Origin of the sequence: Paenibacillus sp. SYP-B3998, from assembly GCF_010820665.1 — a bacterium.
Taxonomy (GTDB): Bacteria; Bacillota; Bacilli; order Paenibacillales; family NBRC-103111; genus Paenibacillus_E.
Window position 1 is genome coordinate 1,105,004 of the sequence record NZ_JAAIKC010000001.1, and the last position, 26,448, is coordinate 1,131,451.

General features: G+C 43.6%; 29 protein-coding genes. 19 read left to right on the plus strand and 10 right to left on the minus strand.

Translation table 11 applies throughout. The features are described 5' to 3' along the window. The first annotated feature begins 67 nt into the window (after positions 1–67). Both GK047_RS04970 and GK047_RS04975 read left to right on the plus strand, forming a co-directional pair. Complete coding sequence (locus GK047_RS04970; RefSeq protein ID WP_163942005.1) at positions 68–532, plus strand: divergent PAP2 family protein; 465 nt, start codon at positions 68–70, stop codon at positions 530–532. Between the two features lie 74 nt (positions 533–606). Then, complete coding sequence (locus GK047_RS04975) at positions 607–1,044, plus strand: GNAT family N-acetyltransferase (protein WP_163942008.1); 438 nt, start codon at positions 607–609, stop codon at positions 1,042–1,044. Here GK047_RS04975 and GK047_RS04980 read toward each other — a convergent pair whose 3' ends face one another. From GK047_RS04980 to GK047_RS04990, 3 genes are all read right to left on the minus strand, one after another. Next, positions 1,045–2,664, minus strand: coding sequence for an ATP-binding protein (locus GK047_RS04980; RefSeq protein ID WP_163942012.1), 1,620 nt, complete (start codon positions 2,662–2,664; stop codon positions 1,045–1,047). Positions 2,665–2,829: 165 nt separating this feature from the next. Beyond that, entirely contained in the window at positions 2,830–3,105 is a 276-nt protein-coding gene (locus GK047_RS04985) for a DUF3892 domain-containing protein (RefSeq protein ID WP_163942015.1), read from the minus strand. A 43-nt stretch (positions 3,106–3,148) separates the two neighbouring features. Further along, on the minus strand, positions 3,149–3,901 hold the full coding sequence (locus tag GK047_RS04990; protein WP_163942017.1) for an MBL fold metallo-hydrolase: 753 nt from the start codon (positions 3,899–3,901) through the stop codon (positions 3,149–3,151). Positions 3,902–4,093: 192 nt separating this feature from the next. Here GK047_RS04990 and GK047_RS04995 point away from each other — a divergent pair, with 192 nt between their 5' ends. The 4 genes from GK047_RS04995 (at position 4,094) to GK047_RS05010 (ending at position 6,601) form a co-directional block, all read left to right on the plus strand. Beyond that, a complete protein-coding gene (locus tag GK047_RS04995) occupies positions 4,094–4,582 on the plus strand; it encodes a CcdC family protein (RefSeq protein ID WP_163942019.1) in 489 nt (162 codons plus the stop codon). A gap of 35 nt (positions 4,583–4,617) precedes the next feature. After that, the gene (locus tag GK047_RS05000; RefSeq protein WP_163942023.1) at positions 4,618–5,496 is read left to right on the plus strand and encodes an alpha/beta hydrolase; all 879 of its coding nucleotides are present in this window, start codon (positions 4,618–4,620) and stop codon (positions 5,494–5,496) included. Positions 5,497–5,576: 80 nt separating this feature from the next. After that, positions 5,577–6,194 carry a stalk domain-containing protein gene (locus tag GK047_RS05005; RefSeq protein ID WP_163942027.1) on the plus strand — a complete coding sequence of 206 codons (618 nt, stop codon included), beginning with the start codon at positions 5,577–5,579 and terminating at the stop codon, positions 6,192–6,194. A 68-nt stretch (positions 6,195–6,262) separates the two neighbouring features. Beyond that, on the plus strand, positions 6,263–6,601 hold the full coding sequence (locus GK047_RS05010; RefSeq protein ID WP_163942030.1) for a DUF1292 domain-containing protein: 339 nt from the start codon (positions 6,263–6,265) through the stop codon (positions 6,599–6,601). 63 nt (positions 6,602–6,664) lie between these two features. Here GK047_RS05010 and GK047_RS05015 read toward each other — a convergent pair whose 3' ends face one another. Next, a complete protein-coding gene (locus GK047_RS05015; protein WP_163942033.1) occupies positions 6,665–7,084 on the minus strand; it encodes a DUF1885 family protein in 420 nt (139 codons plus the stop codon). 88 nt (positions 7,085–7,172) lie between these two features. Further along, positions 7,173–8,642 carry an aminotransferase class I/II-fold pyridoxal phosphate-dependent enzyme gene (locus GK047_RS05020; protein WP_163942036.1) on the minus strand — a complete coding sequence of 490 codons (1,470 nt, stop codon included), beginning with the start codon at positions 8,640–8,642 and terminating at the stop codon, positions 7,173–7,175. A 171-nt stretch (positions 8,643–8,813) separates the two neighbouring features. Between GK047_RS05020 and GK047_RS05025 the strand changes: the two genes are divergently transcribed. Together GK047_RS05025 and GK047_RS05030 are read left to right on the plus strand one after the other, a co-directional pair. Continuing rightward, a complete protein-coding gene (locus GK047_RS05025) occupies positions 8,814–10,064 on the plus strand; it encodes an MFS transporter (protein WP_163942039.1) in 1,251 nt (416 codons plus the stop codon). A gap of 35 nt (positions 10,065–10,099) precedes the next feature. Then, positions 10,100–11,269 (plus strand): MFS transporter, encoded by a 1,170-nt coding sequence (locus GK047_RS05030; protein ID WP_163942041.1) that lies wholly within the window; start codon positions 10,100–10,102, stop codon positions 11,267–11,269. 241 nt (positions 11,270–11,510) lie between these two features. On the opposite strand, the gene GK047_RS05035 is transcribed toward GK047_RS05030, so the two are convergent. Together GK047_RS05035 and GK047_RS05040 are read right to left on the minus strand one after the other, a co-directional pair. Then, positions 11,511–12,188 (minus strand): hypothetical protein, encoded by a 678-nt coding sequence (locus tag GK047_RS05035; RefSeq protein WP_163942043.1) that lies wholly within the window; start codon positions 12,186–12,188, stop codon positions 11,511–11,513. A 112-nt stretch (positions 12,189–12,300) separates the two neighbouring features. Beyond that, positions 12,301–12,933, minus strand: coding sequence for a YktB family protein (locus GK047_RS05040; RefSeq protein ID WP_163942046.1), 633 nt, complete (start codon positions 12,931–12,933; stop codon positions 12,301–12,303). A 196-nt stretch (positions 12,934–13,129) separates the two neighbouring features. Between GK047_RS05040 and GK047_RS05045 the strand changes: the two genes are divergently transcribed. Beyond that, positions 13,130–13,978: a stalk domain-containing protein gene (locus tag GK047_RS05045; RefSeq protein WP_163942048.1), complete on the plus strand. Its 849-nt coding sequence runs from the start codon at positions 13,130–13,132 to the stop codon at positions 13,976–13,978. A gap of 1 nt (position 13,979) precedes the next feature. On the opposite strand, the gene GK047_RS05050 is transcribed toward GK047_RS05045, so the two are convergent. Together GK047_RS05050 and GK047_RS05055 are read right to left on the minus strand one after the other, a co-directional pair. Next, positions 13,980–14,642, minus strand: a complete 663-nt coding sequence (locus tag GK047_RS05050; RefSeq protein ID WP_163942051.1) for a response regulator transcription factor — start codon at positions 14,640–14,642, stop codon at positions 13,980–13,982. Positions 14,643–14,659: 17 nt separating this feature from the next. Further along, complete coding sequence (locus tag GK047_RS05055; RefSeq protein ID WP_163942054.1) at positions 14,660–15,802, minus strand: histidine kinase; 1,143 nt, start codon at positions 15,800–15,802, stop codon at positions 14,660–14,662. Between the two features lie 182 nt (positions 15,803–15,984). On the opposite strand from GK047_RS05055, the gene GK047_RS05060 reads away from it, so the two are divergent. From GK047_RS05060 to GK047_RS05070, 3 genes are read left to right on the plus strand one after another with little or no spacing between them, the layout of a single operon-like run. After that, complete coding sequence (locus GK047_RS05060) at positions 15,985–16,920, plus strand: ABC transporter ATP-binding protein (protein WP_346010302.1); 936 nt, start codon at positions 15,985–15,987, stop codon at positions 16,918–16,920. 11 nt (positions 16,921–16,931) lie between these two features. After that, entirely contained in the window at positions 16,932–18,119 is a 1,188-nt protein-coding gene (locus tag GK047_RS05065) for an ABC transporter permease (protein WP_163942057.1), read from the plus strand. Then, entirely contained in the window at positions 18,112–19,266 is a 1,155-nt protein-coding gene (locus GK047_RS05070) for an ABC transporter permease (protein WP_163942059.1), read from the plus strand. The genes GK047_RS05065 and GK047_RS05070 overlap by 8 nt, the downstream gene beginning before the upstream one ends. Positions 19,267–19,319: 53 nt before the next feature. Here the strand turns inward: GK047_RS05070 and GK047_RS05075 are convergent, their stop codons facing one another. Then, a complete protein-coding gene (locus GK047_RS05075; RefSeq protein WP_163942062.1) occupies positions 19,320–19,421 on the minus strand; it encodes a YjcZ family sporulation protein in 102 nt (33 codons plus the stop codon). A 147-nt stretch (positions 19,422–19,568) separates the two neighbouring features. Between GK047_RS05075 and GK047_RS05080 the strand changes: the two genes are divergently transcribed. The 7 genes from GK047_RS05080 (at position 19,569) to GK047_RS05110 (ending at position 26,428) form a co-directional block, all read left to right on the plus strand. Continuing rightward, positions 19,569–19,805: a DUF6953 family protein gene (locus tag GK047_RS05080; protein WP_163942065.1), complete on the plus strand. Its 237-nt coding sequence runs from the start codon at positions 19,569–19,571 to the stop codon at positions 19,803–19,805. Positions 19,806–20,258: 453 nt separating this feature from the next. Continuing rightward, entirely contained in the window at positions 20,259–20,855 is a 597-nt protein-coding gene (locus GK047_RS05085) for a hypothetical protein (protein ID WP_163942067.1), read from the plus strand. 246 nt (positions 20,856–21,101) lie between these two features. After that, positions 21,102–22,034, plus strand: a complete 933-nt coding sequence (locus tag GK047_RS05090; protein WP_240343759.1) for a carbohydrate ABC transporter permease — start codon at positions 21,102–21,104, stop codon at positions 22,032–22,034. Continuing rightward, positions 22,031–22,879: a carbohydrate ABC transporter permease gene (locus GK047_RS05095; RefSeq protein WP_163942070.1), complete on the plus strand. Its 849-nt coding sequence runs from the start codon at positions 22,031–22,033 to the stop codon at positions 22,877–22,879. Before GK047_RS05090 ends, GK047_RS05095 begins: the two co-directional genes overlap by 4 nt. A gap of 56 nt (positions 22,880–22,935) precedes the next feature. Next, positions 22,936–24,294, plus strand: coding sequence for an ABC transporter substrate-binding protein (locus tag GK047_RS05100; RefSeq protein ID WP_163942072.1), 1,359 nt, complete (start codon positions 22,936–22,938; stop codon positions 24,292–24,294). A gap of 129 nt (positions 24,295–24,423) precedes the next feature. After that, complete coding sequence (locus GK047_RS05105; RefSeq protein ID WP_163942074.1) at positions 24,424–25,419, plus strand: LacI family DNA-binding transcriptional regulator; 996 nt, start codon at positions 24,424–24,426, stop codon at positions 25,417–25,419. Positions 25,420–25,447: 28 nt separating this feature from the next. Beyond that, positions 25,448–26,428 carry an N-acetylglucosamine kinase gene (locus GK047_RS05110; protein WP_163942076.1) on the plus strand — a complete coding sequence of 327 codons (981 nt, stop codon included), beginning with the start codon at positions 25,448–25,450 and terminating at the stop codon, positions 26,426–26,428. Positions 26,429–26,448 lie beyond the last annotated feature (20 nt).

A 26,448-nucleotide genomic window follows, 5' to 3' on the forward strand; every position in this document is an offset into this window, starting at 1 on the left:
CATTGTAACAAAAAAAATGAATAGAATCTAAACCTGTGATGGATTCTATGATTGAGAGGTGAATTTCATGAATCAAGCTTTGACGACAGCATTAATCGGAATCGGCGCGGCGCAAGCAATGAAGCTACCCATTACCTATGCCAAAACGAAACAATGGGATGTGTCCCAACTTATTCAAACGGGCGGCATGCCTAGCTCGCACTCCGCAGGTGTATCTGCCTTAGCTACATATATTGCGTTGAAAAGGGGACTTTCTGCTATTGATTTTGCTGTGAGTTCTGTCTTCGGGGCCGTCGTGATGTACGATGCTATGGGTATTCGACGCGCAGCGGGGGAAATCGCAGTGGAAGTTAACGATTTGGACGAGCGATTAGAGAGGCTGGCTGAGCAGCATCCAGGGCCGTATCATGCGCGCAAACGCAAAGCGTTAAAAGAACAGCTAGGACATCTGCCTATTGAAGTTTTGGGCGGAGCTGTTCTAGGAATTACCATAGGAACGCTTAGTTACTTGTTCGAACGAAGAAACAAGTAGCTGTCCAACATATGGACATCTTTTTGGGAATGGGATAAGATCAGGGGACGTTCTCAGAAAGGAAGATTGTCGATATGGAATCAATTCGAGTTACATCCGTAGACCAATTAAAAGCATGTTTCGAGGTCCGTTTGAAAGTATTTGTAGAAGAACAGCATGTTCCAGAGCACCTGGAAATGGATGAGAAAGACGAGTCTCCAGAGGCATGTCATCATATTCTGATTGTAGATGAGGGCAAGCCTGTTGCAACTTCAAGGTGGTACGAGTATCAACCAAACACTGCCAAATTTCAACGGGTTGCCGTTCTACAAGATTACCGAGGCAAAGGTCTAGGGAAACAGCTTATTTTGGAGATGGAAAAGCAAGCGAAGGAATTAAACTGCCACACATCTATCCTGGATGCGCAATGTCACGCTGAAGGATTTTACAGTCAGCTAGGCTATGAGGTTATTTCAGCTGAGCCCTTTTACGATGCAAATATTTTACACGTAAGAATGAAAAAGCCGCTTTAGCTAAAAGCGGCTTTTTTCCGATGAGCTATCCAACTCTTCGGTAGAAAGAGGGAATGTGATGATGAAACGAGCCCCGCGATGAGGTGCGCTTTCAACTTCTAAAGTCCCTTCGTGATCCTGCACGATTTTATGACATATTGATAATCCAAGACCCGTTCCAGATTCTTTAGTTGTGTAAAAAGGATGAAATATTTTTTCAAGTAACTCACTCGGTATGCCTGGGCCGTTATCTTCAATAACTAAAGTCGCGTGTTTTTGATCGCGAGTTAGTTTAATTTGAATGACACCGGTTTCTTCCATGGCTTCGCAGGCGTTTTTCAGCAAGTTTAGAAGAAGCTGAATCATTTTATCCTGGTCCATCAAAATAGGGACAGGCAGGAACGATTCGCTGTAATGGATCTGATGACCTAACCGTGTCGCTTCTGATTCCATGAGCGAGATGACTTTCAATATGCACTCATGAAGAGAATGGATTCGAAACTGTGTGGAATGAGGCTTAGAGAACTGCAAGAATTCAGCAGTTAACTCACTCATTCGGTCGATTTCATCCATAATCATGGAATACCAATTCTCAATGTTGTAACCATTCGCCTTGGAGATTTGTAGAAATCCCCGCACGGTAGTTAAGGGATTTCTAATTTCATGGGCCATGCCGGATGCTAACTCGCCAACTACCCGTAATTTTTCCGAACGCAGCATATGCTCTTCGCGCTTTAACCAAGTCTCCCTTTTCTTAATAAACAAGTTATGTTCGGCAAGGAGGATAAGGTCATCCTTTGTTACCCCATCTGAGGGATAGGTAGCAATTCCGTATGTAATTTGAATACCTGTTAATTTAGGCAGCTCTGAATCAAGCTGAAGTTTGTAGGAAGGGAATGCCTGTTTATTTTGCATGTAAGGCATAACGACAGCGAATTCGTCGCCACCATATCGCGAGATAAAAAGGGCATCTGAAAATAAAATTTTTAGCAACTCCGCGATTTGCTTTAAAATGAAGTTTCCGGCCTGAAAGCCGCGAGCTGTATTCATCGACTTTAGATCATTACAATCAATTAAAATAAGTACAAGGCTACGATTTTCTTCAATTAATTGTTCTAATCGACGATGGCACTCTTCAAAGTTATATAAACCTGTTAGTGAATCTTGTTTGGACAACAGGGCTCGTTCTTTTCTTAACAATTCAGTCTGTTTTAAGTTCATAAAGCTTGTTTTGGTAAGTATTACAGCAGCGACAAAATGCAAGCTGTTACTTAACACGAAGAGCCAAAGTAAATGTATAGAGTCATCTTCTGAGGTATAGAAGGCTGTTGTCATGTATACCAGTGCGAAAGATGCGGCCAAACTCCATGATTTCTTTGTGCTATCTTCTGTGTAAATGTCTCGAGAGAGCAGCAGCAAGTACAACGGCAAAGCGAGATTTAACTGAGCAGTCCAGTGAAAACAACATAGAATCAATAGGCGGACCCAAGGCATGGCCCATAATCGATGTTCTCGCAGGCTCACCAGAAAGAGACTGCAGCTTAGAATTAACAAAAGCGGGTTAAGTATTGGATGTGAAAAATAGGCATAGATACTAAAAACAACGGCATAAATATAAATAATCCAGTTCGTAACCACCATATCATCTCCTGAGTGCAAGTATGACAGTATTTTACACCCTTGTCTTAAGTTCTCTATTGCAACCTAAATCCCTGCATTAAAACGTAAATTTTAGGATATAATCACGGATTTTCTCGAAAAAAAGAACCTGACGAGTAAAGGCTCGTCGGGTTCTTCGCAGTTCTGCTAGAACGTTGGTAACTGATCAAGATTATTGCTCGGGTCGCCATCAGCATCAGAACGTAAATGTTCGTCGCCATCACGCCCTCTAAACACGTTTACATGTTCAATCTGTCCGTCTTTTGCTAGCTGCTGCGCTTGTTTGTAGTCCACAATGTCGCCTGAGGACAATTGTAGTTGAATAATGTCTCCGTCCCCATTTTTCCTAACGGCTACTACTTGAGCTTTGGTGCTCTGCGATGAGCCGATCTTACCTACAGTTGATTGGTCAATAGGATTCATAACCATCACCTCCACAGCTTAGTATGGAGGCTAATGAATCAATTTATTCAGAAAGCTTGAGAAGCTGGTGCTGCTTGATGAAGGACATATGGCCAGTTTTGCCGATATAATCGGGCATTTTATCGTCGTAATGCATCAAGTAAATGCGTTTCTGCACATCCTCAGGCAGCGTTAATAATTCTTCTAAAGTAGCATGTATGGCACCTCGTCCGCTTAGTTGACAGTCGTGCAGAATCGTATGACAATTTCTATGTTTTACAACCTCGTGGAGGAGTAACTCTTCGCTGAATCGGATATCTGCGCTGTAAAAAGTCTGGTTGTTGATAAAGAGCGAGTAGCTGGCTTTACGGAGAATATGTAGGGTAGGTATGAATTCTATTGTAAGATCAGAGGCGATGGTGGATGGCTGCCGTTCTTCGAGGAGGATTACATCAAAATAATCATCTAAGCAGTAGAAGCCTTCTTCCGGGTTATACATACCACCTTTTAGTGTGTTTTCCCAGAGCACGCCTGCTAATGTATCGGTAAGGAAAAGTTTGGTTTTTTTCTTATTATGTTGGTACAACAGACGAAACGCGATTTCTTCTAGCCCGCCAATGTGATCTGCATGAATATGGGAGATGGCAATTCCATCAATTTGATCAGGTGTTATGCCAAGTTCGTGTAAGGATCTGGGTGTATTGAAACCACAATCAATGAGGATTGTTGCATTGTCGCTTCTGACAAGAGCACTAGTATTGTAATAGTTTTTGGCAAACGCGCTGCCGGTTCCAATCATTTGAATGTGTAAACTCATTCAGCCGCCCCCATTTTTCGACAAAATACATCTTTTTCTAATGTAGCATGGGAACTTGCAGAATATCAATCCTTATGTGAATCCACTTTTGCGCGGGATAGGGCGGTGGTATAATGAAGTTAGAGCAAAAAGGATGAGAGATGCAGGAGTAGAGTTCGTTTACTTAACGTGAAACGCTTAGGAGTGATTGAGATGTCGTTTACATTTACGTCCCATTTGCACGCTGTGTCCCTAATTGGATCTTTAGGTGCGGCGCTTGTGGTTATGTTCGCCCGTTTGAGAGCTGCTTCTAAGCCAGTCAACGCTGCAAAAATTATAATGCCACCGATTGGCATGACAACAGGTTTTTTAATGTTTGTTGTACCCATGATGCGAATACCCTTGCTATGGGGCATCGCCGCATTCTTGACAGGAGCTATCTTATTTGCTTATCCGCTCATTCGCACATCGAAATTTTATGTGCTGAATGGCTTTGTTTACATGAAGAGATCGAAAGCATTTCTTGCCATACTGCTCATTCTGCTTATTATCCGACTATCTTTGCATGAATATGTGGAAGCCATTATATCCATCTATCAAACTGGCGCGATTTTTTTTATTCTTGCCTATGGCATGCTCCTCCCGTGGCGTATTGCCATGTATATGCAGTATAGAAATCTTCGTATTAAGAACGAGCAATGAGGATTGCGTTCTAACAATGAGGTGTGGATCGATTCATGTTGTGGATCTTTGTTAGTGTACTTTTGATTGGATGCGGGCTTGTAAGCACGTCGGTTTATGTCGGCTGGCGCCTTACACATCCAGAACGTCGTCGGATCGATGATTCTCCAGCTAACTATGGGTTGTATGCTGAAGAAATTGCGTTTTCTAGCCGAACAGGGGATGTACAGCTTCATGGATGGTTCCTGCCATCCTCTGATTGTTCGTCTCAGATGACGATATTATTTTCTCATGGTTATGGGGGAACACGTCTTGAGAAGGGGCTCCCCGCACTTGAATTGGCCAAATCGCTCGTCGACGCCGGGTATCATGTTGTCATGTTTGATTTTCGTAATTCGGGTCAATCCGAGGGTGATTTGACGACAGTAGGATATTTAGAGAAACAAGATGTGTTGGGAGCCATCGATTGGATTCGAGAACACACGACAACCAAAATTGGATTAATCGGTTTCTCCATGGGGGGAAGCACGTCAATTCTAGCCGCTGCAGAGGAGGAGGCTGTGATCGGTGTAGTCGCGGACAGCCCATTCAGCCAACTCAGTCCATATTTGCGCAATAATTTGCCAGTGTGGTCGAAGCTCCCCCGCTTTCCTTTTACAGCGCTTATTTTGGCTATTTTGCCTCGCATGATTGGGATTAGTCCACGTCATGTGGATGCACTTGCCGCTGTGGATCACGTTTATCCGAGGCCAATCTTATTTATTCATAGTCAAGACGATAATGCGATTCCTTGGACGAATAGTCAAGCCATGTGGAGTAAATATCCAGATGATTTTGAGTTGTGGATCACGACAAAAGCACCCCACGTAGGCACCTACAAATTGCAGTCTGAGGCTTATACAAAACGCGTTCTTGCTTTTTTTTCAAAATTGTAAAAACAACGCAACTCTTCTTAGCCTTCGGAGTATAAAGATGCAGACACAAAGATTACTTACGAGAGCTGGAGGTTAAGAGGATGAAAGTTCAGCGTATATTTGCGTTGATGCTAGTGTTTTTTGTTTTAAGTACGGCTGCAGTGGCAGCCTCATCGATATGGGGGGATTATAAGGGGTTTAGTATTGCCCGTTTGATCGTCAACGACAAGACATCCGAATTTGCCGATTCTGATGTGCCTCCGCTTATTGTTGATGGTAAAACGGTTCTGCCACTTCGTGCTGTGAGCGACGCACTTCAGGCATTAGTGAAATGGGATAATTCGAATAAAACGGTTTCTTTGTACAAACCAAACGTACATATGTTTTTCACAACAGAAGTACGTAAAGATTCAGCAATTGTTCCCTTTGGCGTTGTAGAAAAAGGGAAGCAAGCGGATTTCATTGTTTTCGCCCAAGTAGACAACTTGAAAACTAGCATTAACTCTGTGCAAGTTTCTGTGATCTCACCAAGCGGGAAGAGTGTCACTACACCTGTTGTTAAATCAATTAATGAATCCAAAGAATCATTTTGGTTAAAAGTTCCACTCTATGGCGTATCCTTTGACGAAGCGGGTACGTACGTGGTGAAATTCGCGATGAAACGAGAAGGTTCGTCTGACTATTCCGTTGTGTCGGAGAAACAAATTCAATCGGAATAGAGACGTGCTGACGAAGTTGTGGTTTGACCTCTTATTATGAAAGTGTTACGATAATTGGGTAATCCATAATGAAACGAAATGAGGTTCTGCCTGTGAGCGATGATAAGCACGATCATGTGCACGGCCCGGACTGTGACCACGATCACGACGAGCATGGGGAAGATGTTTTTATCGTAACGGATGAGAACGGTGAAGAACACGAGATGGTTATGGTGTATACCTTCCAATCTCAAGAGCAAGCCTATGCTGTTTTACTCGATCGTAACGATCCTGACGCCGATGGTGTCATTTTCCGTGTCGAGGAAGAGGATGAGGATGCATATCTCGTCAATATTGAAGATGAGGCTGAATGGGAACGTGTAGTGACCATTTACAATGAAATCATAGCTCAAGAAGACGAAGAATAAGAGTTATACATAAGAACCCCCTTTCAGATTACAATCTGGAAGGGGGTTTCTGTTTGTGCTTGTTTATTTTCTAGGGTTGAAATACATGATTCTACCATTGAATAGATGAAGTTCGGCTTTTAACTGTTTACCAAGATACTTACAGAACTCATTACCTTTGCTTTTATCCCCGTGAGTTGCATCCTCAGGCAAAACTACCTGAACATAGTGTCTATCTTCTTCTTGGCTGCGCTCGCTGCCAACACCGACGACAATATATTTATACAACGGGTTTTTACCCTTGAGGTAAAACCACTTGCCTTCGCCTTCAGGCTTGGTCTCGATTGTATAAGGAAATCCTGCGTCGTCATACTCCCAACCGAGCTGCTGGGCGGTGAGCGATAGTTGATCTCTGTAATGCAGCAGCTTCTCTTTCAGCTCTTCCAAGGATAGAGCGGGTACTACAGAGCCTGTCACGAATTTGATATAGGCGCTTTGAGCCATTTCCTTAGTCACCTCGCTTACTAAACATCACCAACATCATAGCATCATGTAAACGGTTTTACAATATTTCCCCTCGTAAGTAGCAGGTCTAGAAAATCGCTTGCGTTTCGACGATAACTTTTACGTTTTGTACACTGCGATCCTCAGGTCCTTTTACAGGAAGCCCAACTTCCACATGTTCAATGATATAGTCGATTAACTCTTGAGTAATGACTTCACCAGGCAGCAAAATTGGAATCCCCGGCGGGTATACATAGATGAATTCGGCGATAATTCGATCGGCGGCTTCCTTGAACGGAATGGTTTCTGTTTCCCCGTAGAATGCATCCCTAGGTGTTAATGTCAGCTGGGGAATGGCTGGAACCTTAATGACAACTTCTTTCACATCAACAACATCATCATTCACATGTGAGAGCTTGCGAAGCGCTTCAAGTAAAATATCGATATTTTCTTGGGTGTCGCCCGGTGTAATCAAGCAAAGGATATTGTACATATCGCTCATCTCAACTTCAATGTTGTAATGGTCGCGTAGCCAGTTTTCAGCTTCAAAGCCAGTGATGCCTAATTTTCGCACATGTACACATATTTTTGTTGGGTCATAGCTGTACGTTGCCTCGTCGCCAAGTATCTCTTCACCGAAACAGTAGAGATTGGTAATTTCGTTTATTTGATTTCTCGTATATTCAGCTAGTTCGAGGGTACGTTCGGCCATGGCATGTCCGTTTAACGCCAAATGTCTGCGAGCGGTATCTAACGAACCCAGCAATATATAGGAGGTAGAGGTTGTCGTCAGCATACTAATGATCGTTTGGATGCGTTTCGGGTTGACGCGGTTCCCTTGTACGTTTAGAACAGAGCTTTGGGTCATTGAACCGCCAAGCTTATGTACGCTCGTTGCGGCCATATCTGCGCCGGCTACCATCGCAGACATTGGAAGTTTTTCATGGAAGTGAATGAGCACACCATGGGCTTCATCGACAAGGACAGGCATATTGTAGCTATGAACGAGATCGACGATTTCTTTGAGGTCCGTACAAACGCCGTAATAAGTAGGATTAATGACAAGTACGGCTTTAGCATCAGGGTGCTTCTCAAGTGCTCGACGAACGGAACGAGTCGGAATTCCGTGGTCAATCCCCAGGTTCTTGTCCCGAGCCGGAGAGATGAATACCGGCTTGGCGCCGACGAAAATAATGGCAGCTAAAATTGATTTGTGTACGTTGCGGGGGACGATGATTTTATCGCCTTCCGAGCAAACGGACATGATCATCGTCATGATCGCTCCGCTAGTCCCTTGAACCGAGAAGAATGTATGATCGGCGCCGTATGCGTCCGCAGCAAGCTTCTGAGCTTCCTCAATTACGCCCATTGGTTGATGTAGGTCATCCAGCGGTGCTATATTGATGAGGTCGATGGACAGGGCATTGTCCCCAATAAAGGAACGAAACTCCGGGTCCATGCCGACTCCTTTTTTATGACCAGGAATATGGAACTGAATCGGATTTTTCTCCGCATGCGCGAGCAGTGCTGAGAACAGGGGGGTACGCGTGTGATCCACCTGATTATCGCTTCCCTTCTATCGTGGATTGCTTGTCGATCTATGCAACAAACAAAAAAAGTATAACAAAATAGAAATTACATGCAAGCTAAATTTTTGAAAATAGTTTGCGCTGAATACGGCAAAACTAACAGTAAACGGTAAAAAAACTGGAAATGGAGGGAAGATTGCATGAATTGGCTGCAAAAATGGCATCAAAAGCGATTATTTTCACCATTTGTGTTGGAATTGTTGATTATTATGTTTGTTGTCGAATTTGTGAAGGGAGCCTTGCTGCTAACGATTTTACCTGTTTATATGAAAACGGCGCTCGGAGCTTCCACTTTTATTATCGGCTGGACGCTTGCTGCGCAATACATAGGAGATAACGTTCTGCGAACACCAGTTGGGTGGATAATCGATAAGTTTGGTTATCGGACAACGATGTTGACAGGGGTGCTGCTGACCTTCATCTCAGTTATTCTCATAGCAACAACTACGGAATATTTATGGACAATTATTGCCTGTGCAATGCTAGGATTTGGTACAGCTCCACTGTGGCCCTGTGTCATAACAGGAACGACGGAAGTGGCAGGAGATGAAGGGAAAGGCACCATAATGAGTATTGTTTACATGGCGTGGTTGTCGGGTACAGGGCTAGGGCCGGTCGTGATCAATTTTTTCATCAAGGAAAATCAGTATAGTACGGCATTTCGGTTATTGCTTGGCTGTATGACGGTTGTCGTGTTAGTTGCGCTTTTGCTGCCGAAAAAGCCTAGCCTTCCTATGAGTCAATTGGAGGAGAAGAAGGGGACCCGGAATAAGTCAAATGCTCCTTTCTTGCAAAGGGCAGCCGATTATTTGGGAGAGGTAAGGCGGTCGATGTCTGTAAGCCCGCTTTTATTTCCCGCTATGTTCGCTCAAACATTCGCTCTGGGGATCCTGACGCCGATTCTTACGCTTTACGCGAAAGAAGTATTACGGCTAACGTCCTTTCAGTACAGTATGTTCCTTATCGCTGGAGGTGCTGTGACTGTGATCTTCTTAGTCCCGATGGGGAAGTTAGTGGATCGAATCGGTATTCGGCCCTTTTTAATAGCTGGTTTCTCCATCAGCGCAGCGGCGTTGCTGCTATTTACGTTTACACATACAATGGTATTCCTTTACATGCTAGTGGCGGCTCTAGGGGTTGGATATGCGTTCATCATTCCATCCTGGAACGCACTCATTGCATCTGCTATTCCTCCAGAGAAAAGGGGAGCGGTGTGGGGCTTTTTTTTAACGATTGAAGGCTTAGGTATGATCGTGGGACCCATCGTTTCCGGCAAGCTGTGGGATGTGTATGGCTACCATGCGCCATTCGTCATGAGTGGTTCTGTTCTGCTCGTTTTGCTTGTTCTACAAATGTTCATTTCCATCCCTAAAAAAGGTGTGGTACGATAGTGGAAAATGTTTCATTTGGAGGATAGACAAGCAACATGAATAAACAAATAGGAATCATCATGCTGCTGCTGATGACGATATTTATTGGATTTGGTATCATCATCCCTGTGCTTCCAGAGGTTGTCAAAGGCGCTGGGGCCGAATATCATAATGCGCTTTTACTCTCTGTATACTCAGCTGCATCTTTTCTGATGTCGCCGATCTGGGGAGCTGTGTCTGACCGAATCGGACGAAGACCGATTATTTTGATTGGATTGATCGGTTTCTGCATCAGTTTCCTCATTTTCGGATTTGCAAATGGCCATTTGTGGGTTATGTATGTGTCTCGCATTTTCGGAGGGTTGTTTTCGGGAGCGGCTACAGCCTGCGCCGTTGCTTATGTGGCGGATATTACTACGGCTGAGAACCGAACCAAAGGCATGGGGATGGTAGGCATGTCTATTGGGTTAGGATTTATTTTTGGTCCTGCCATTGGCGGCATCTTAAGTCGGTGGGGAACGTATCTGCCATTTTTCGTAGCTTCGGGACTTGCGCTTGCTTCTTTCATTTTTGCCTTCGCGATATTGAAAGAGTCGCTGCCGGCAGACAAGCGGACCTCTGTAAAAGAGCAGGCGCCATCCAGATGGACAGCGTTCTCGGGCGCTTCCAAGTATTTGTATATCTTATCCTTCTTTGTATCCTTCACGTTAGCTGGACTGGAAGCGACGCTTCAATATTTCCAAATGACCAAGATCGGTGCAACGCCATTTGATATTGGCATGATGTTTTTGGCCAGCGGCATCGTTGGTGCGCTCATTCAAGGCGGGGTCGTTCGACGATTGGTCAAAAATGGAGCCGAGCAGCGAGTTATCGCAATCGGACTCCTTCTTTCCGCAGCAGGGTTTTTCTTGCTACTGTACTCTACAAGCGTACTCACTGCTGCGATTTACTTATCTGTATTCGGCGCAGGGAACGCGCTCATTCGCCCTTGTGTGACATCGCTGATTACACAGAGGACGAAAGTAGGGCAAGGCGTAGCGACTGGTCTCAGTTCCTCTATGGATAGCCTTGGCCGTATAGCAGGGCCACTGCTCGGAGGAGCTGTGTTCGCGATTGCGCACTCGCTGCCGTTCATCATCGGAGGGATACTATGTTTAGCCGCTACGCTGCTGCTGCTGCGCTTCGTATTGCTAGACAAGCAAAGCGCTGCTCAGCAAACGGCCTAGTATGTTTAAAAAGCTGTACATCTACTTCCCTAGAATAGTGGGAGTAGATGTACAGCTTTTTGGTATCTGAATAGAACGATTTGCCAATCTGGGATATCCCTGCTGTCAACCGATCGATTGTTGTCTTCCACGAATCGGATGGACCAAGTAAAACGCAGATACAGGCGTGATCACTCGTTTTTTTGAAAAAAGAGCTATCCTCAAGCTGAGGATAGCTCTTTGCCGAATATCTAATGCTATATCATTCAGCATTTTTCTTCCGGTCGATCAATTTCTCAATCGATGGCGTCAGTTGTTCCTTAATTGATGCGACTAACTTGTCTTTGGATATACCCTTAGACTTAGCGATCTCTGCCAATGATTTGCCAGCTTTGAGTTGAGCGTTCAGATCGGATTCACTAATACCAAGTGATTTGGCTAGCTTTTCGGGGTCTGGTTTCAAACCGTGATGATGCCTCTTGCTTCGCCCATTCTGATTCTCGAACCAGTTCTTCTCATTCAGAATGAACTTCAAGTGCTGGCTAAGATTCTGCTTCATACGTTCGCCTTGCTCAGCCGTCAGCTTCCCGTCTTTTACCGCAGCCTCAATTTTGCCTACCCGCAATTGCTGCAGCTTCACGGTTAGGTCAGCCTCATTGATGCCTTTCTCGGCGGCCACTTCGACGATGCTTTTACCGCTCTTTAGTGACTTGATCATGGCTTCATGATCGACGCCAAGTAAAGTGGCTGATTCCTCGACAATTGGCCATCTCCGACCGTGATGATCCCGTTCATGCTCAGCTTTTACGCTCATTTGCGTATTCGCGGTCATTGTTTGCGCGTGTGCGCTTTGGCCTAATGGGAAGAGAGTGGTGCTGCCGAATAAAGCTGTGAGAGCGACGGAGCCGATAATCAGCTTCTTCAAATAAGTTTGCTTCATGGGAAGCCTCCTTTCCATATGGAATTTGGAAATACAGCACTTAGTCTGCGCAGGAGGGATTTATTTTAGTTTAAAGAAACCTTAGGCTAACATAAATTATTGCTTAAGACGGTTACTCTGCGTTAACTGCCATCCGATAAAGTGGCATCAAAGTCTCGAACGTATGTTTGATCAATTGCTCAAACTCCTCACCCTTGCCGAGAAGAGGATCAACGGAAGCTATGTTTCTGCCAATAAGCAGCTCAGCTTTTTTCACATCACGGAAACGACTCAACGCTGCGTTCCATCCGTCGTGATCCAGCTCGTCTACGGGTACTGTATCTTTTTTCATATGATCGAATGAAAGGAGGAAATCACTAGGGAGCCCCTTTTGTAAATGATCGACTTCTCTCATATATCTCGAGGCAATGTTTCCTTTGTTGGGAAGCTCGTAAATTAAAGCTAACCAAATGAATACATGATCGTCGAATAGTCCGACTTGAAAGTGAGGAACTTGCTTGTAGCCGCGCTTGTTTGGACAAAATGCCATCCAGGTATCTACCGGTGGATTCACTTTGCGTCTTGCATGCTTAGCGATATGTAAAAACATTTCGTTGCCTGCTAGGATGGACAGATCGTGGCAGAGGGAGTCGCCAAGCTCTTTGAATTTAGGCTGGATGCGCTCGCGAATCGCTTCCATTCGTCCTTCCAGGCCCTCTATCGCAAATGTATCAAAATCATGCTGTGTAAAACCATTGAAACTCATATCGTTCAGTTCCTCTCTTATCTCCAATTTATAATTATTCTAAAACAATTCGACGTTTCAAGCAATGAGCGGCCAGTTTAGCAGCTTGGTATAGGACATTTGATCCATTTTATTGAAAAAAGGAGGAAAAATCGCGATTTTTGGCGAAAGATTTTAGAAAGATTTTATAAAAGGAAAGACAGGAGAACTTATACAGATGAGCATGCCAAAATGGTCTAAAATAACGATTCTCGGTACGCTAATGGGAACTTGCTTTACAGCTGGTATCTATGCGCAAGATCTGATCCAACGTGTGGATGCCTATTTGCGAGATGATTTCAATGTCGTTGTTGATGGTAAGCAAGTGAAGCTGGCTAATCCGCCTTTGATTTATAATAATACTAGTTACTTGCCAGTGAAAGAGCTTGGAACTTATTTGGGGGCAGTCGTTAACTGGAAGGAAAGCAATAAAACGATCTACATGAATAGTCGCATTCACCCGGAGCAGCCGGCAGAGGGCACCGATACAATCTATACGGAGATTGTGCTTCAGTACCCGTACGCACAGCATATGGATTACCTTGGAGCAACCTATCCCGTTCTCATCAACATGGTAGGGGATCAAACCTATTATCGGTTGAAAGATATTGAGAGAATGGGTATAAGCACAGAGGGACTTCGTAAGGCGAAAGAAAAATATACAGAAGAAATCTATGTTAGCGAAGCAGAGCTCAAGACGAAATGGAAGGACATACCTCAAGCCTCCTATGTCATCAATGAACCGCTTGTCATTAATGGTGAAAAAGATGAATCCAAACGTGAAGCGCTCAAAAAGTACGTGGCTGATTTCCGTTATTACGTGCTCGATAACAAGGCTTTTGCATCCGTGCCGATTATTATTGATGCGCTGCCTGAGGAAAACACCTATACCTATTTATTTACGGAAAATAGACACTATTACCGGACTACCTTGAAGCTTACAAAGACGGTGCAATTTACGGACTCCGCCTTTTATGTGGTAGGAAGCTCTTCTAAAGAGGACATCGAAGTCATTACGGTCAAATAGGTTACGCACCTGTGTTTGATTGGCTCTTTAAATAAAAAATCGCGATCTGCGTGCGATCCCGCAAATTCAGCTTGCTCAAAATTTCAGTGATATAATTTTTAACCGTACCTTCGCTCAGGAATAGCTCCTGGGCGATTTCTTTATTTGAGAGGCCTTCGGAAATTTTTGAGACGACGGTCTGCTCTGTAGGCGTTAATCCGAAGCCGCTCAATGGCTTAGGAGTTTCAACAGTTTTAGTGGGGCTGTGGCTGATAAACGTAGTTAGTTTTTTGGCGATATCCGGATGAATGAGTAGATTGCCCTGTTGAACGGTTTTGATGCCTTGGATGATTCGATCTGGCGCAATGTTTTTAAGCAAATATCCGCTTGCGCCATTTCGTAAAGCTTGAATGATGAATTCATCATCGTCGAAAGTTGTAAGGATAAGCACGGCTACATCAGGGTAAGCCTGCTTGATGAGCAGAGTGCCTTGCACGCCGTCGCAAATCGGCATTCGAATGTCCATAAGAACGACGTCGACTTTTGTTCCACTTTGAATAACATGCAAGGCTTCTTCACCGTGCATACATGTGCCAACAATTGTTATGTTTTCGTCGAGACCAATAATTAACTTTAAGCTTTCGCGAATAAAAGGGTCATCATCTGTAATCAACACATGAATCATTGAAGTTTTCTTCCTTTCTAATTGGACTGAACTTGACGATAGGTCGGCAATACGGTAGTTACCGCGAAGCGTTCCTGCATGCTTATGTTCAATTGTCCACCGATAAGCCCCGTACGTTCTTCCATCCCAGTAAGTCCAATCCCTTTAATATGCGTAGAGTCAGGGAGCTTACCATTATTGGATATGTTCATTATAATTTGTTTGGATTCATACGTTAAGGCAATAAATACTTGTGTTGCTCCGCCGTGACGAATCGCATTCGTCACGGCTTCTTGTGCGTTGCGATACAGGATAAACTCAAGACTTGGGTAAAGGGCATAGGGCATGCCCAGTATCTCCAATTCAATGGTTATCCCGCTGTTGCTAATCAAATCTTCAATGAGCTTATTAAGTGAGTAGGTTTGCAGGTCGACCTCGTTGGGTTTCAATCGTCGAACGGTTGCACGGAGCAACTCCATACTTTCTGTCATTTGATCGCGAATCGTATTGAGCATCTCCATACCTTGCTGTGGCTGAGTGGGGAGAATGCGGATTGCCGCTTCCATCATCATTTTCAACCGGATAAGCTTATGGCCAAGATCGTCGTGGATATCATGCGATATGCGATTGCGCTCGTCAGCTTGAGCAATGTGTTCAACCTTGCGTGCATAGTCAATCAACCGCAAGCGCGCATCATCCAATTCGTAGTGCTGACGACGCAGGTGGTCGTAAAGCAGTTCGACTTCATCTTTGTTTTGTTCTATGAAGAATAGCTTTAATAGCATGCAGGCAAACCCGATAAAAATGAGATTGGCGATTATATAATTACTGGCTCCTTGACCTTGCATAGAAATATTCAATAATACAAATTGAAGAAGTGCGCAAACATAACGAAATTGGCTATTAGCAAGATGCATATAGGAGATAAGGGTAGAATAAAACGTGATGAACATAAGTCCATCATAGTGATAACTCATCCATGCGCTAAAACCGATTTCAATTAGAAGCATGAAGAGGGAATAACGCGCTGATAAGATCGTCCTGCGTAGTTCGGCGATCCATATAAGCAAAAGCGTAAAAAACGCGAATGTTCCATAAGAAGCATAGTTTTCTAGATACATAGACGCTAGAGCTGGGGTGAGAATAAGCGCATAGCGCGTAAAGGGTAGAAGTATTGTCACAAGTTTCCCGTCCTTTTCCATCTTATGTAGGCAAATTATATCACAATTAATAGAGAAGAGAGCGAAGGAACGATCATTTCATGACGATTGTCATGTTGTGCAATGACTTTGTCTACCTGCTCATTACATTTAAAAAAGGTACACTAACATCAATAACAACAAAGGAAAAAGGAGTTGGTCTTGTGAGCTTTATTCAACTCAAAGATGTCGTTAAAAAATACAACAATAAAATATCAGTAGATCACCTGAATTTGACGATTGACGAAGGGGAAGTTTTTGGATTACTAGGTCCGAATGGAGCTGGGAAAAGCACGACGATTAAAATGTTGAGTGGGTTGCTCAAAATCGATCAAGGTCAAATGGTAGTCGATGGCCTTTCCGTATCCAATCAGACGATTGAAGTGAAACGAAGAATCGGTCTAGTTCCTCAAGATTTAGCTATCTACGAGGGATTGACTGCCAAAGAAAACGTAACATTTTTTGCGAGGCTGTACGGTCTTCAAGGTAAGCTTCTCAAAGCAAGGGTGGAGGAAGCCTTGGCGTTTGTAGGTCTTTCCGATCGGAGCAGCGATAAACCAAGCTCTTTTTCGGGTGGTATGAAGCGTAGATTGAATATTGCTTGCGCCATCATGCATCATCCCAAGCTGATCATTATGGATGAGCCTACGGTGGGGATCGACCCGCAATCGCGGAACCATATTTTAGATTCGGTTCGAGCGTTGAATCGTATGGGCTCTACAATCATTTATACGAGTCATTATATGGAGGAAGTTTCCGCCATATCGACGAGAGTGGGCATTATGGATCACGGTCATCTTATCGCTTGTGGAACCCAGGCGGAGCTTCGCAGTAAAGTAGCTCAAGACCATAAAATTGTGATACAGGCAGCGAATATTGTCGAGGATGCCGTTCAAGAACTGAAGAATCATCCACAAATCAAGCGAGTTACGATTCAGGATCAAACCATTGAATTACTGCTAGGTTCCTCGCAGGCTTATTTACAAGACATTTTATTCATCTTATCTAAGCATCAAGTGAAAATTAATTCGCTCACGCAAGTAGAACCTGATCTTGAAGCGTTGTTCCTGTCGTTGACAGGAAGAACTTTAAGGGATTAGGGGGTACTATCATGCATATATGGACAATTGCTTGGTACGAGGTGCTGCGCATGATGCGTATGCGCTATGTGTTTATCATTCAGTTTCTGATGCCCTTATTACTCATCTTCATTCTAGGTTCAGCGTTATCTAACACATTCAAAATCGAAGACAAGACGTTAAAACCCGTTAAAGTAGATGTTGTTCAAGGGGATACAGGAGCTATTAGCAGTTGGTTTGACAGCTTTGTCGCAGCGCAGCAAGTACAACCAGTAATCCAAACAAACAGCATTCCAACGAGAGAGGAAGCTGTGGAGCGGGTGAAAGCGGGGGAATCCGAGTTTGCTCTGATTATCCCCAACGATTTTAGCGCTCAGGTATTACAGGGGAAAGAAGCTCAGTGGGAAATGATCCTGGGTAAGGACTATGGGCAGAACCTGACAGCGCAAATGGTACTTCGTTCTTTCTTAGATCAAATTAATCAAATCCAAGCGACCATGGTTGCAACTGGGCCCGGAGCGCTGCAGGCCATGCAAAATCAAGGTAGTAACTTATTTCATAAGCCGGATACGAATGCGCCAACGCACGTGCGCATTGGGAAGATGACCCAAACGAATGCAAATTATACAGCAACCCAGTACTACGCGGCATCTATGTTAATCATGTTTCTATTATACTCGGGCATGTCAGCAGCGATCGGTTTGCAAAATGAGAAAGAAAAACACACATTGTCACGTTTGAATTCATTACCTATCTCCAATGTGAAGATTTTGATGGGTAAAATTTTGGGCAATACAATCATTTCCTTACTTCAGGCGTTTGTGATTATCGCTGCTACAATTGTGTTCTACGGCGTAGATTGGGGACATTCTTATTTGATGCTCTTTCTAGTCTGTTTACTGATTATCGTTGTGTCCATGAGTCTCGCTATAGTAGTTATGATCATTGCCGGATCGACGAAATCGGTCAATACGATTTTTCAAATGTTGATTCTCGCAATGACGTTTCTAAGTGGCGGCTTTACTCCTTTGCCCGATGGGCTTCTGCACCAGCTTGGTGAATTTACGATTAACTACTGGGGAATGCAAAGCTTATTTCGAATAATGCTGCGAAGCGATAGTTTTATCATTATTCATCATGTTCTTATTTTAGCAGCTATAGGGGCTTGTCTCTTGGTTGTATCTCTTGCTGCTTATCGAAAGGCGGGATACCATGATTAGTTTTTATATTGCGCTTAACATGCTGCGGCGGACACTTTTACAAAAAAAAGGAATTATGATGTATCTCATTATTCCAGCAACTGCTGTTTCACTTATTATTGGGGTTCTTGGACAGCAGGAATCACGGCAAATTAATATCGAATACGTGAACGCAGATCGCGGCACAATTGGTACCCACTTGCTTCGCGAATTGTCTGTTTTGCCCGACTATCACCTCACAGAGGCTACCTCTGAAGCGTCTTTAAAGGATCGTGTCATTGAGCAAAAGGTCGATGCCGCATTCCTCATCCCAGAAGGATTTAGCGAGACGATGCTGAAGGGCTCATTGGCACAAGTGGATATGTATCAGCTGAATTTGAACGAAGCTACCTTTACGTTGAAAATGAATTTGAACAGCGCTCAGTCGCTCTTGCAAGGAACGATTGATCTTCAGAGGAGCAAGGGAGTGCAGGAAGTCGATCTTCTGGACACGGTTGAGAAAACAATTAAGCAAGTAGAAAAGCATCAAGTCAAGGCGACCATCACGGATTATGATTTGTATATGAATCCAAATATGAATGCAGTAATTGGCTTTATGTTGATGTTTATGATGGGATTAATTAATAATACAGTTACTGTCATTATGGAAGACCGTAGTCAGCGAACGATGGCACGTACTTATTCGGCGCCGGTTCGATCCATTGAAATTGTTTTAGGTAATTTTCTGGGTAGCTTCTTCGTTGGCACTTTACAGGTTCTCGCGATATTGTTTGTTACTAGATATGTGACGAATTACAATTATGGGTTGCCGTTTCTGTCTCATTTTATCATTTTGGAGTTCTTCCTTCTGGCTAGTATGGGGATTGCAAGCGCAATTGCAGGAATGGTCAAAAATACGAAAAACATTAGTATCATCAATTCCCTTGTAGTAACTCCTACCTGTATGCTCGGAGGCTGTTTCTGGCCGATTAGCTTGATGCCTGATTGGATGCAAAAGATAGCAAATTTCGTGCCGCAGACATGGGTCATTGATGCCATCCAGCGAATGGCTTCTGGGCAGACACTTGGACAGATGTGGATGCACATGGGGGTGCTGGCGTTGTTCGCTTTAATTTTACTTGGGGTTGGTTCGGTTATTCTTAAACCTGGCGAAGCCGAGGCCAGCTAAATAAATAATAGACTACCTGAGGAAACCCAGGTAGTCTATTATTTATTTTTGTATTACCAAGCAAACGCGCTTGTGATGATAACCAACAAAATGAAAAGAACAAGAATTGCTGTCGAGGATGTATAACCTACGCCTCCACCTGCTGCATAGCCCATTTAAACAATTTAAAATGGTTTCTTTTAGGTAGAGTTGGTTGGATATTTCTTGCCGAATTTCAAGATGAGTATGGTACAATATAACGGTGATAGCGTGCGGATGTTCACAACATCTTGGAAGAACGAGTGAAAGGGAGCGGAGACAGCATGTCGATTACTGCTAATGAAGTGGCTGAGTGGATGTTTCAAGAACTGCAATCAGCGGGCATTTTACATCAAAAAGAGGCCGTAGAATACATCACACGTAATTTTGGTGAAGCATTCATTTACGTCAATGAGAATGGCAATCGGGCCATCGGTAAGGACGTAAAAAAAGTATTTAAGAAATTGCATGGCGGAAGAGCTGCTTGGGAGCGAGATGGATTTTTCTGGGGTTGGCATTAGAAGTTAAGCGCAGAATTTGGTTTTCTAGACGGCAATAAGTGTACAAGCTGTGAGAAATTTAATCTGAATTTCAGGTTGCTTTAATAGAAGGCTGAAGAAAAAGGAGTACACTGAGGGTGCTTTCACAATATAGTCAAAATAATAGGAGTGATGATTGTGAAACCTCTCAAGTCTCTGGCTCAAGGATTTCTGTATGCATTTGTTGCAATTGGAGCTTTGCCATTTTTACTCATTAAAAGCTTGCTTGAGCTTTAAGAATGAATGGATTTATTTACCAATTAGGGCTGAAGCCGTGATGAAACAGGCCTCAGCTTTTTTTGTGCGGCTCAGCTTAAAAAAATGTCAATAATCCAAGTTGCTAAAACATATAATTCATAATAAGATAAGAATATGAGGGTGAGTTGTCTGAATATTTAAACAAAATTGCTGTGATTGAATTTGGAGGGGATTGCCGTGAGTAAGAGTCATGAAGTAGAGTATTGCAACCTAGAGTTACGATTTGATCGCCGGCTAATCCGGAATTTTATTAAATCCCTTATTCAGGAAGGTTATTCCTTGTATTGGAACGAAAGCGAGCAGCAGTTCATCATTTCCATTCGTACAGGTCGTAAGTTGATTAAGCTGAAATTTGAACGTATTGGAGAGAAGTATAAAATTGTTGGCAATTACTCCTTCAAAGATGAGAAGCTTGCTGAAATGATGGAAAAATTGATTGGTGACACGCGCGGCCACGCGGTGGTAAAAAGATTTAAAGATCGGCAAATACTCATTGAGAATATTATGTTTGGGGAAATCATTCGCATGGTGGAAATCAGTGGTATCGAGCATAAAGTGCTTTATCAAAAAGAGCCAGCTGTGACAGTAGAAGAAGTCATGCAAGCGTTGCGCTCCAAACGAACGGACGAACGCATTCCAATTTTACGCATGGAGCTTGATTATGAACTGGCTACTTTATACGATGCAGTGACTACGGGGGACCAGAAAGTCGTGATGGAAAGCAAGAAGAAGCTGGTCGAAATGAGACAAGAGATGCTCTTATTGGAGATGTGAGAATGAATAATGGAATCAAATAATAGGAGAGCCTGTATCTAGATACGGTCTCTCTTTTATGTTTTAATAAATTATACTTGTTAATCAAAAAAACATCGTTTATAATCAACTCATGAAAGTTAAAGTGCTTTAACTTTTGAAGGGTGAATAGCTCGCTAAGCTTTTTTAAAGGATCATGATTTGCTAAGTTAAGCGATTTATTTATAACCAAAAGTTAAAGCGATTAAACTTTGGTGGCTGTAAGCATTGAAATGTAGAAAGCTGGAGGAAGGAGCGGTTTCGCTGGGCGCAAGCAGAGGAAGTCGTCGTGAGAGCAAGTATTTCTATCTGTTCATTTCACCTTGGATCATCGGTTTCACCGTATTTGCCTTATTTCCAATTGGGGCTTCGCTCTACTACAGCTTTACGGATTACGATATTATTCATGCGCCCGTTTTTGTAGGCACTAGTAATTATTCAGAGCTGTTCCAAGATCGGCAGTTCTGGAATTCGATCATTGTGACACTGAAATATACATGTTTCAGTGTGCCGCTTACCCTTCTTTTATCTTTAGGCTTTGCAGTGCTTATTAATCAGAAAGTTCCGTTCCGTGGATTTTTCCGGACGGCAATGTATTTTCCAAGTATGATTTCAGGTGTTTCTATGTCCTTATTGTTTTTCTGGGTGTTTAATCCACAAGCGGGCCTGTTTAATTATGGACTTTCCTTACTTGGCGTCAATCCGATAAACTGGCTTCTTGATGAGAAGTATGCGATGTGGGCGCTCATTATCATGTCATTTTGGGGGATGGGAGCGGGCATGTTAATCTTCTTAGCAGGTCTGCAAGGAGTTCCGGTAAGTTTGTTGGAGGCTGCGCGGCTCGATGGCGCTGGGCGCTGGAGATCGTTTTGGAATGTTACATTTCCCATTATCTCACCTGTGTTTTTGTTCCAGCTCATCATTGGCATGATCGATTCTTTCCAAGTGTTTACGCAAGCGTATACCATGACGCAAGGAGGACCTAATTACTCGACATGGTTCTATGTGTATAACATTTATGTGAATGCATTTAAGAATTTCCGCTATGGATACGCTTCCGCAATGTCTTGGCTGCTTCTGCTTGCTGTCATGATCGTGACCTTCCTCATTATGAAATCGTCGAATCGCTTCGTGCATTATGAAGGAGGATCGAACTCATGAGTAACCGGAGGTTCGGGTTTAATCTAATGCAGGTCCTTGGATTCCTTATTTTGATTTCTGTGACGATCATCATGCTCTCGCCACTATGGTTTATGGTTTCTACATCACTGAAAACAACGAAAGAAATGCTTGCCTTTCCACCAACATGGATTCCGAAAACTTTCGCTTTTAAGAATTTTGTTACACTGTTTACGAATGCGGATCTTAAATTCGGGCAGCAGTATGCGAACAGCTTTATCGTTGCTTTCTTTTCTGTTATTGGCACAGCAGCTTCTTCCAGCTTAGTGGCGTTTGGTTTTACACGCTACAACACGAAGTGGAAAGCGTTCTTTTTCATGCTGCTGCTTAGTACGATGATGCTTCCATACCCGGCGATTATGATTCCGCAATTTCTGTTATTCCGACAGTTGGGTTTACATGATTCTTTACTTCCGCTCATCGTTCCAACCTTTTTTGGTTCAGCTTATATGATCTTTTTGCTCCGCCAGTTCTTTTACTCGCTTCCTAATGAACTGTTCGACGCGGGTCGAATAGATGGGTGCAGTGAGTTTCGTTTGTTCTGGAATTTGACCTTGCCTTTGTCAGGACCGGTATTGTCGACGGTAGCCATTTTCACTTTCATCTGGACGTGGAATGATTTGTTGGCTCCAGTCTTATACTTGGATTCGCAAGAGCACTTTACGCTTCCTATTGGCATGGCGGCGATGCTTTCTTCCAAATTCAGAATCGCGCCTTGGAATCTATTAATGGCCGCTTCACTCTTATCTGTGTTACCGATTATCGCACTGTTTACGTTTGCTCAGAAACGGTTTGTCGAAGGAATTGTTCTCACAGGTATTAAGTAATGATCCACATTACTTGATCTCATACATGGTTTATCCAAGGGGGAGGAAAAAAAAGGATGAAGCAGGGGAAAAGAACAATCGCTATGGCATTAGGCTTTACGCTGGCAAGTATGTCCGTGCTGTCCGCTTGTTCAGATTCAGGCAGTAAAGGAAAGAGTACCGGTGAGGCGGTCACCATTACCCATTATACGATCGATTCGCCAGACCGGACATTCGTAGAGAAGTTGATCCCAGATTTTGAAAAGTTGCATCCAAACATTAAAGTCAAAGTGACCAAAACGCCGTATGAGCAGTTTGATTCAAAATTACAATCCTCTATAGCAGCCAACAACGCACCGGACGTGACGTCTCATTGGGGCTATGGCGGCTTCATGGAGTACTACAACAAAGGGATGCTTACGGATCTTAGCGACATCATGAAGGCAGACGGATTCAAAGCTTCAGATTACTCTATTCCTGAAGATGTGATGAACATTTATAAAGTTGATGGCAAAACTTATGGAATACCACTCAATAGCTACGTCACAGTAATGCTTTATAACAAAGATATGTTCGATAAGGCAGGACTCTCTTATCCGCCAACGGATTACGAGGACAAGAGCTGGACATTTGATAAGATGGTTGATTATGCCGGCAAAATGACTGTCGATTCAAAGGACTTGAATCAAGCCCAATACGGAGTGGATTTCGGTTGGGGCGAGAGAGACCAAAGAGCGCAATATTTCGGTGCGAATGTGTACTCCGACGATACATGGAAGAATGGTGGAAAGCCATCCGCAGTTAATTTAAACAAACCGGAAGTGATAGAAGCTTATAAGAAGCTCTATGGATTGATCTGGGATAAAAAGGTGTCGCCGACACCAGCCTTCTCGAAGTCAGTTGCAGGCCAATTTGGCGATCCGTTCTTATCAGGCAAGATCGGTATGTCCGTCGTGGGTTCATGGAGTTTGGCCGCATCCAGCGAGTTTAATTTCAAGGTAGGCGTTGCTGCTGTTCCGCAAGGTCCGAACCAGAAGACTCGTAGTGTGCTGTACGTGGATCCATTATTTATCCTGAAAGATTCGAAGCATCCGAAAGAGGCTTATGAGTGGATTAAATACTTAATTACCACGGACGTTCAAGAGAAATCGATTGAACTAAGTGGAGGTAATCCTCCAGTTAACCAAAAGGCTGCTGAGAAATACTATGCGAATTTCGAAGGTATCGACCCGAAACAAATTAAACAGGTGTATGAGGGAGCTTTTAAATACGGCTTCGAATCCTACAACCATTTGCTTTCTAACTATTCGCAAATTAATGAATTGTTCATTAACGAGCTTGCCGCTGTGGAAAATGGTGATAAGAAAGTGGAGGAAGCCTTACCAGGCGTTCAAGATAAAATAACAAAACTGTTGGAACGCGTTAATAAGCAATAGCAAGAATGATCAGGAGGGATGCGGCTCTTCATTCCTCCTGTGTATTTGATTCGCCAAGTGTGGTAATTTGGAAGTATGCCGTGAATCGATCGTTTACTGCAATTATAGAGCTACAGGAGTTGTTCCTTTATGAAAGTAAGTATCTTTGATGTCGCCAAGAAAAGCGGACTGTCCGTTGTAACCGTTTCGCGAGTCATTAATCAAGCTGGCACTGTGCGTGAAAAAAATCGGCAAAAAGTACTGCAGGTTATGAAAGAATTAGATTACCGCCCAAATGCTGCCGCACGAAGTTTAGCAAGAGGGAAGACGGGGATTATCGGACTTGCGATTACGACCTTGAATGACTCATTCTTAGATGCGGTTGTTAAAGAGATTAACGATCGGCTTGCTGAAAAAGGCTACTTTTTGGCGCTTTCGATTTCTACAGAAGTATTTTCTTCATTTGATAAGTCGATGTTTCAGGAAGATCGCGTCGATGGCGTCATTATGCTTTCGCCCATTCACGAAGACCAGTACGTGATGGAACTCAAAAAAAAGAAAATTCCATTCGTGATGCTGGATAATCAGAATGTTCATCCTTCCGTATCTTCCGTCATTGTGGATAATTATAAAGGCGGATACGAAGCGACGAAGCATTTGATTGAGCTTGGACATAAAGAAATCGCTCATATAAGCGGGCCTGAACCGTTTCTTAGTAGCAGTGAGAGGAAGCGCGGATTTGAGAGCGCGATGCAAGATGCTGGCTTGAACCCATCGTGGATTGTACGAGGAGATTTCAGTATCACATCCGGTTACGAAGTAACCAACCGCTGGATACAAGCTGGCAAACTTCCAAGTGCGGTGTTTGCAGCAGATGATTTAACGGCATTTGGCGTCATGGACGCGTGTAAAAATGCGGGTTATCAAGTACCGCGGGATATTTCAATTATTGGCTTTGATGATCAAATTTTCTCGGCTGAGTTTCGGCCAAGGCTGACGACTGTTCGTCAACCTGCTGCAAAGATGGGTAAACATGGTGTTGATCTGTTGTTGAAATGGATTGATGGTACGGTTAAACGTGGCGCGACAGTGCAGCTGGAGCCGGAATTAATTATTCGTGAATCTACAAGTAGAAAACAAAACTAGAGAAGACAGATATACAGGAGTTGTGAGTATGAAATATTTTTTGGGTGTGGATGCTGGCGGGAGTAAAACCTATACATTAGTAACCGATGAGCACGGACATATTATCGGTAAAGGGCACAGCGGGAATGGCAATCATCAATTAGGTGTTGAGCGGGCAAGAGCCAATATTACAAGCTCCGTTGAAATGGCGTTGCAGCAAGCGAAACTAACACGTAATGATATTGAATTTGCTTTTTTTGGCTTGGCTGGTGCCGACCGACCGATTGATTATACAATACTTCGTCCTGTGATTGGCGGGCTTGGTTTTCCCAATCATGCGATTGATTGCGACACAATGATTGCGCTGCGAGCTGGAGCAAGAAAGCCATACGGCGTCGTTTTGATTTGTGGCAGCGGGACGAATAGCGCAGGGAGAAATCCGCAAGGCGAATTTTATCAATGCGGAGGATTTACCTATCAATTTGGTGACTTCGGCGGCGGTGGAACTTTAGCTGTCGAGACCTTCCGTTCAGTTATTCGTGCTTGGGATGGTAGAGAGCAACCAACGATGTTGACAGAGCTTCTTCTTGAATTCTTAGGCTTCACTACCGTGAAGGACATGTTCGATGATTTCTTAGATAAGAACAAGCCTGTTCCTTTGAATGCAACCAAGTTGTTATTTCAAGCTGCGCATCAGGGTGACGAAGTCGCCTTACGCATTCTCCGCATACAAGGAGAAGAGCTTGGGAAGTCTGCTACCGCTATTATTAAGCGTTTGAAGATGGAACAAGAGAGCTTTCATGTTGTGTTAGCCGGCAGTGTAATTTCCAGAGGCGAAGGACCGTTTATCCATACTTATATCGAAAAAGCGGTCAGTGCGATCGCGCCAAACGCAGAAATCGTTAAATTGAATGTTGAACCCGTGGTTGGCGCCGTATGGCTGGCCATGGAAGCTGCCGGTACCATCGTATCCGGTGCAGCTTACGAGCAACTCAGAACAGTGTCCGACTATCAAAACATACAACTATAAGACGAGATAAGGATGTGGGT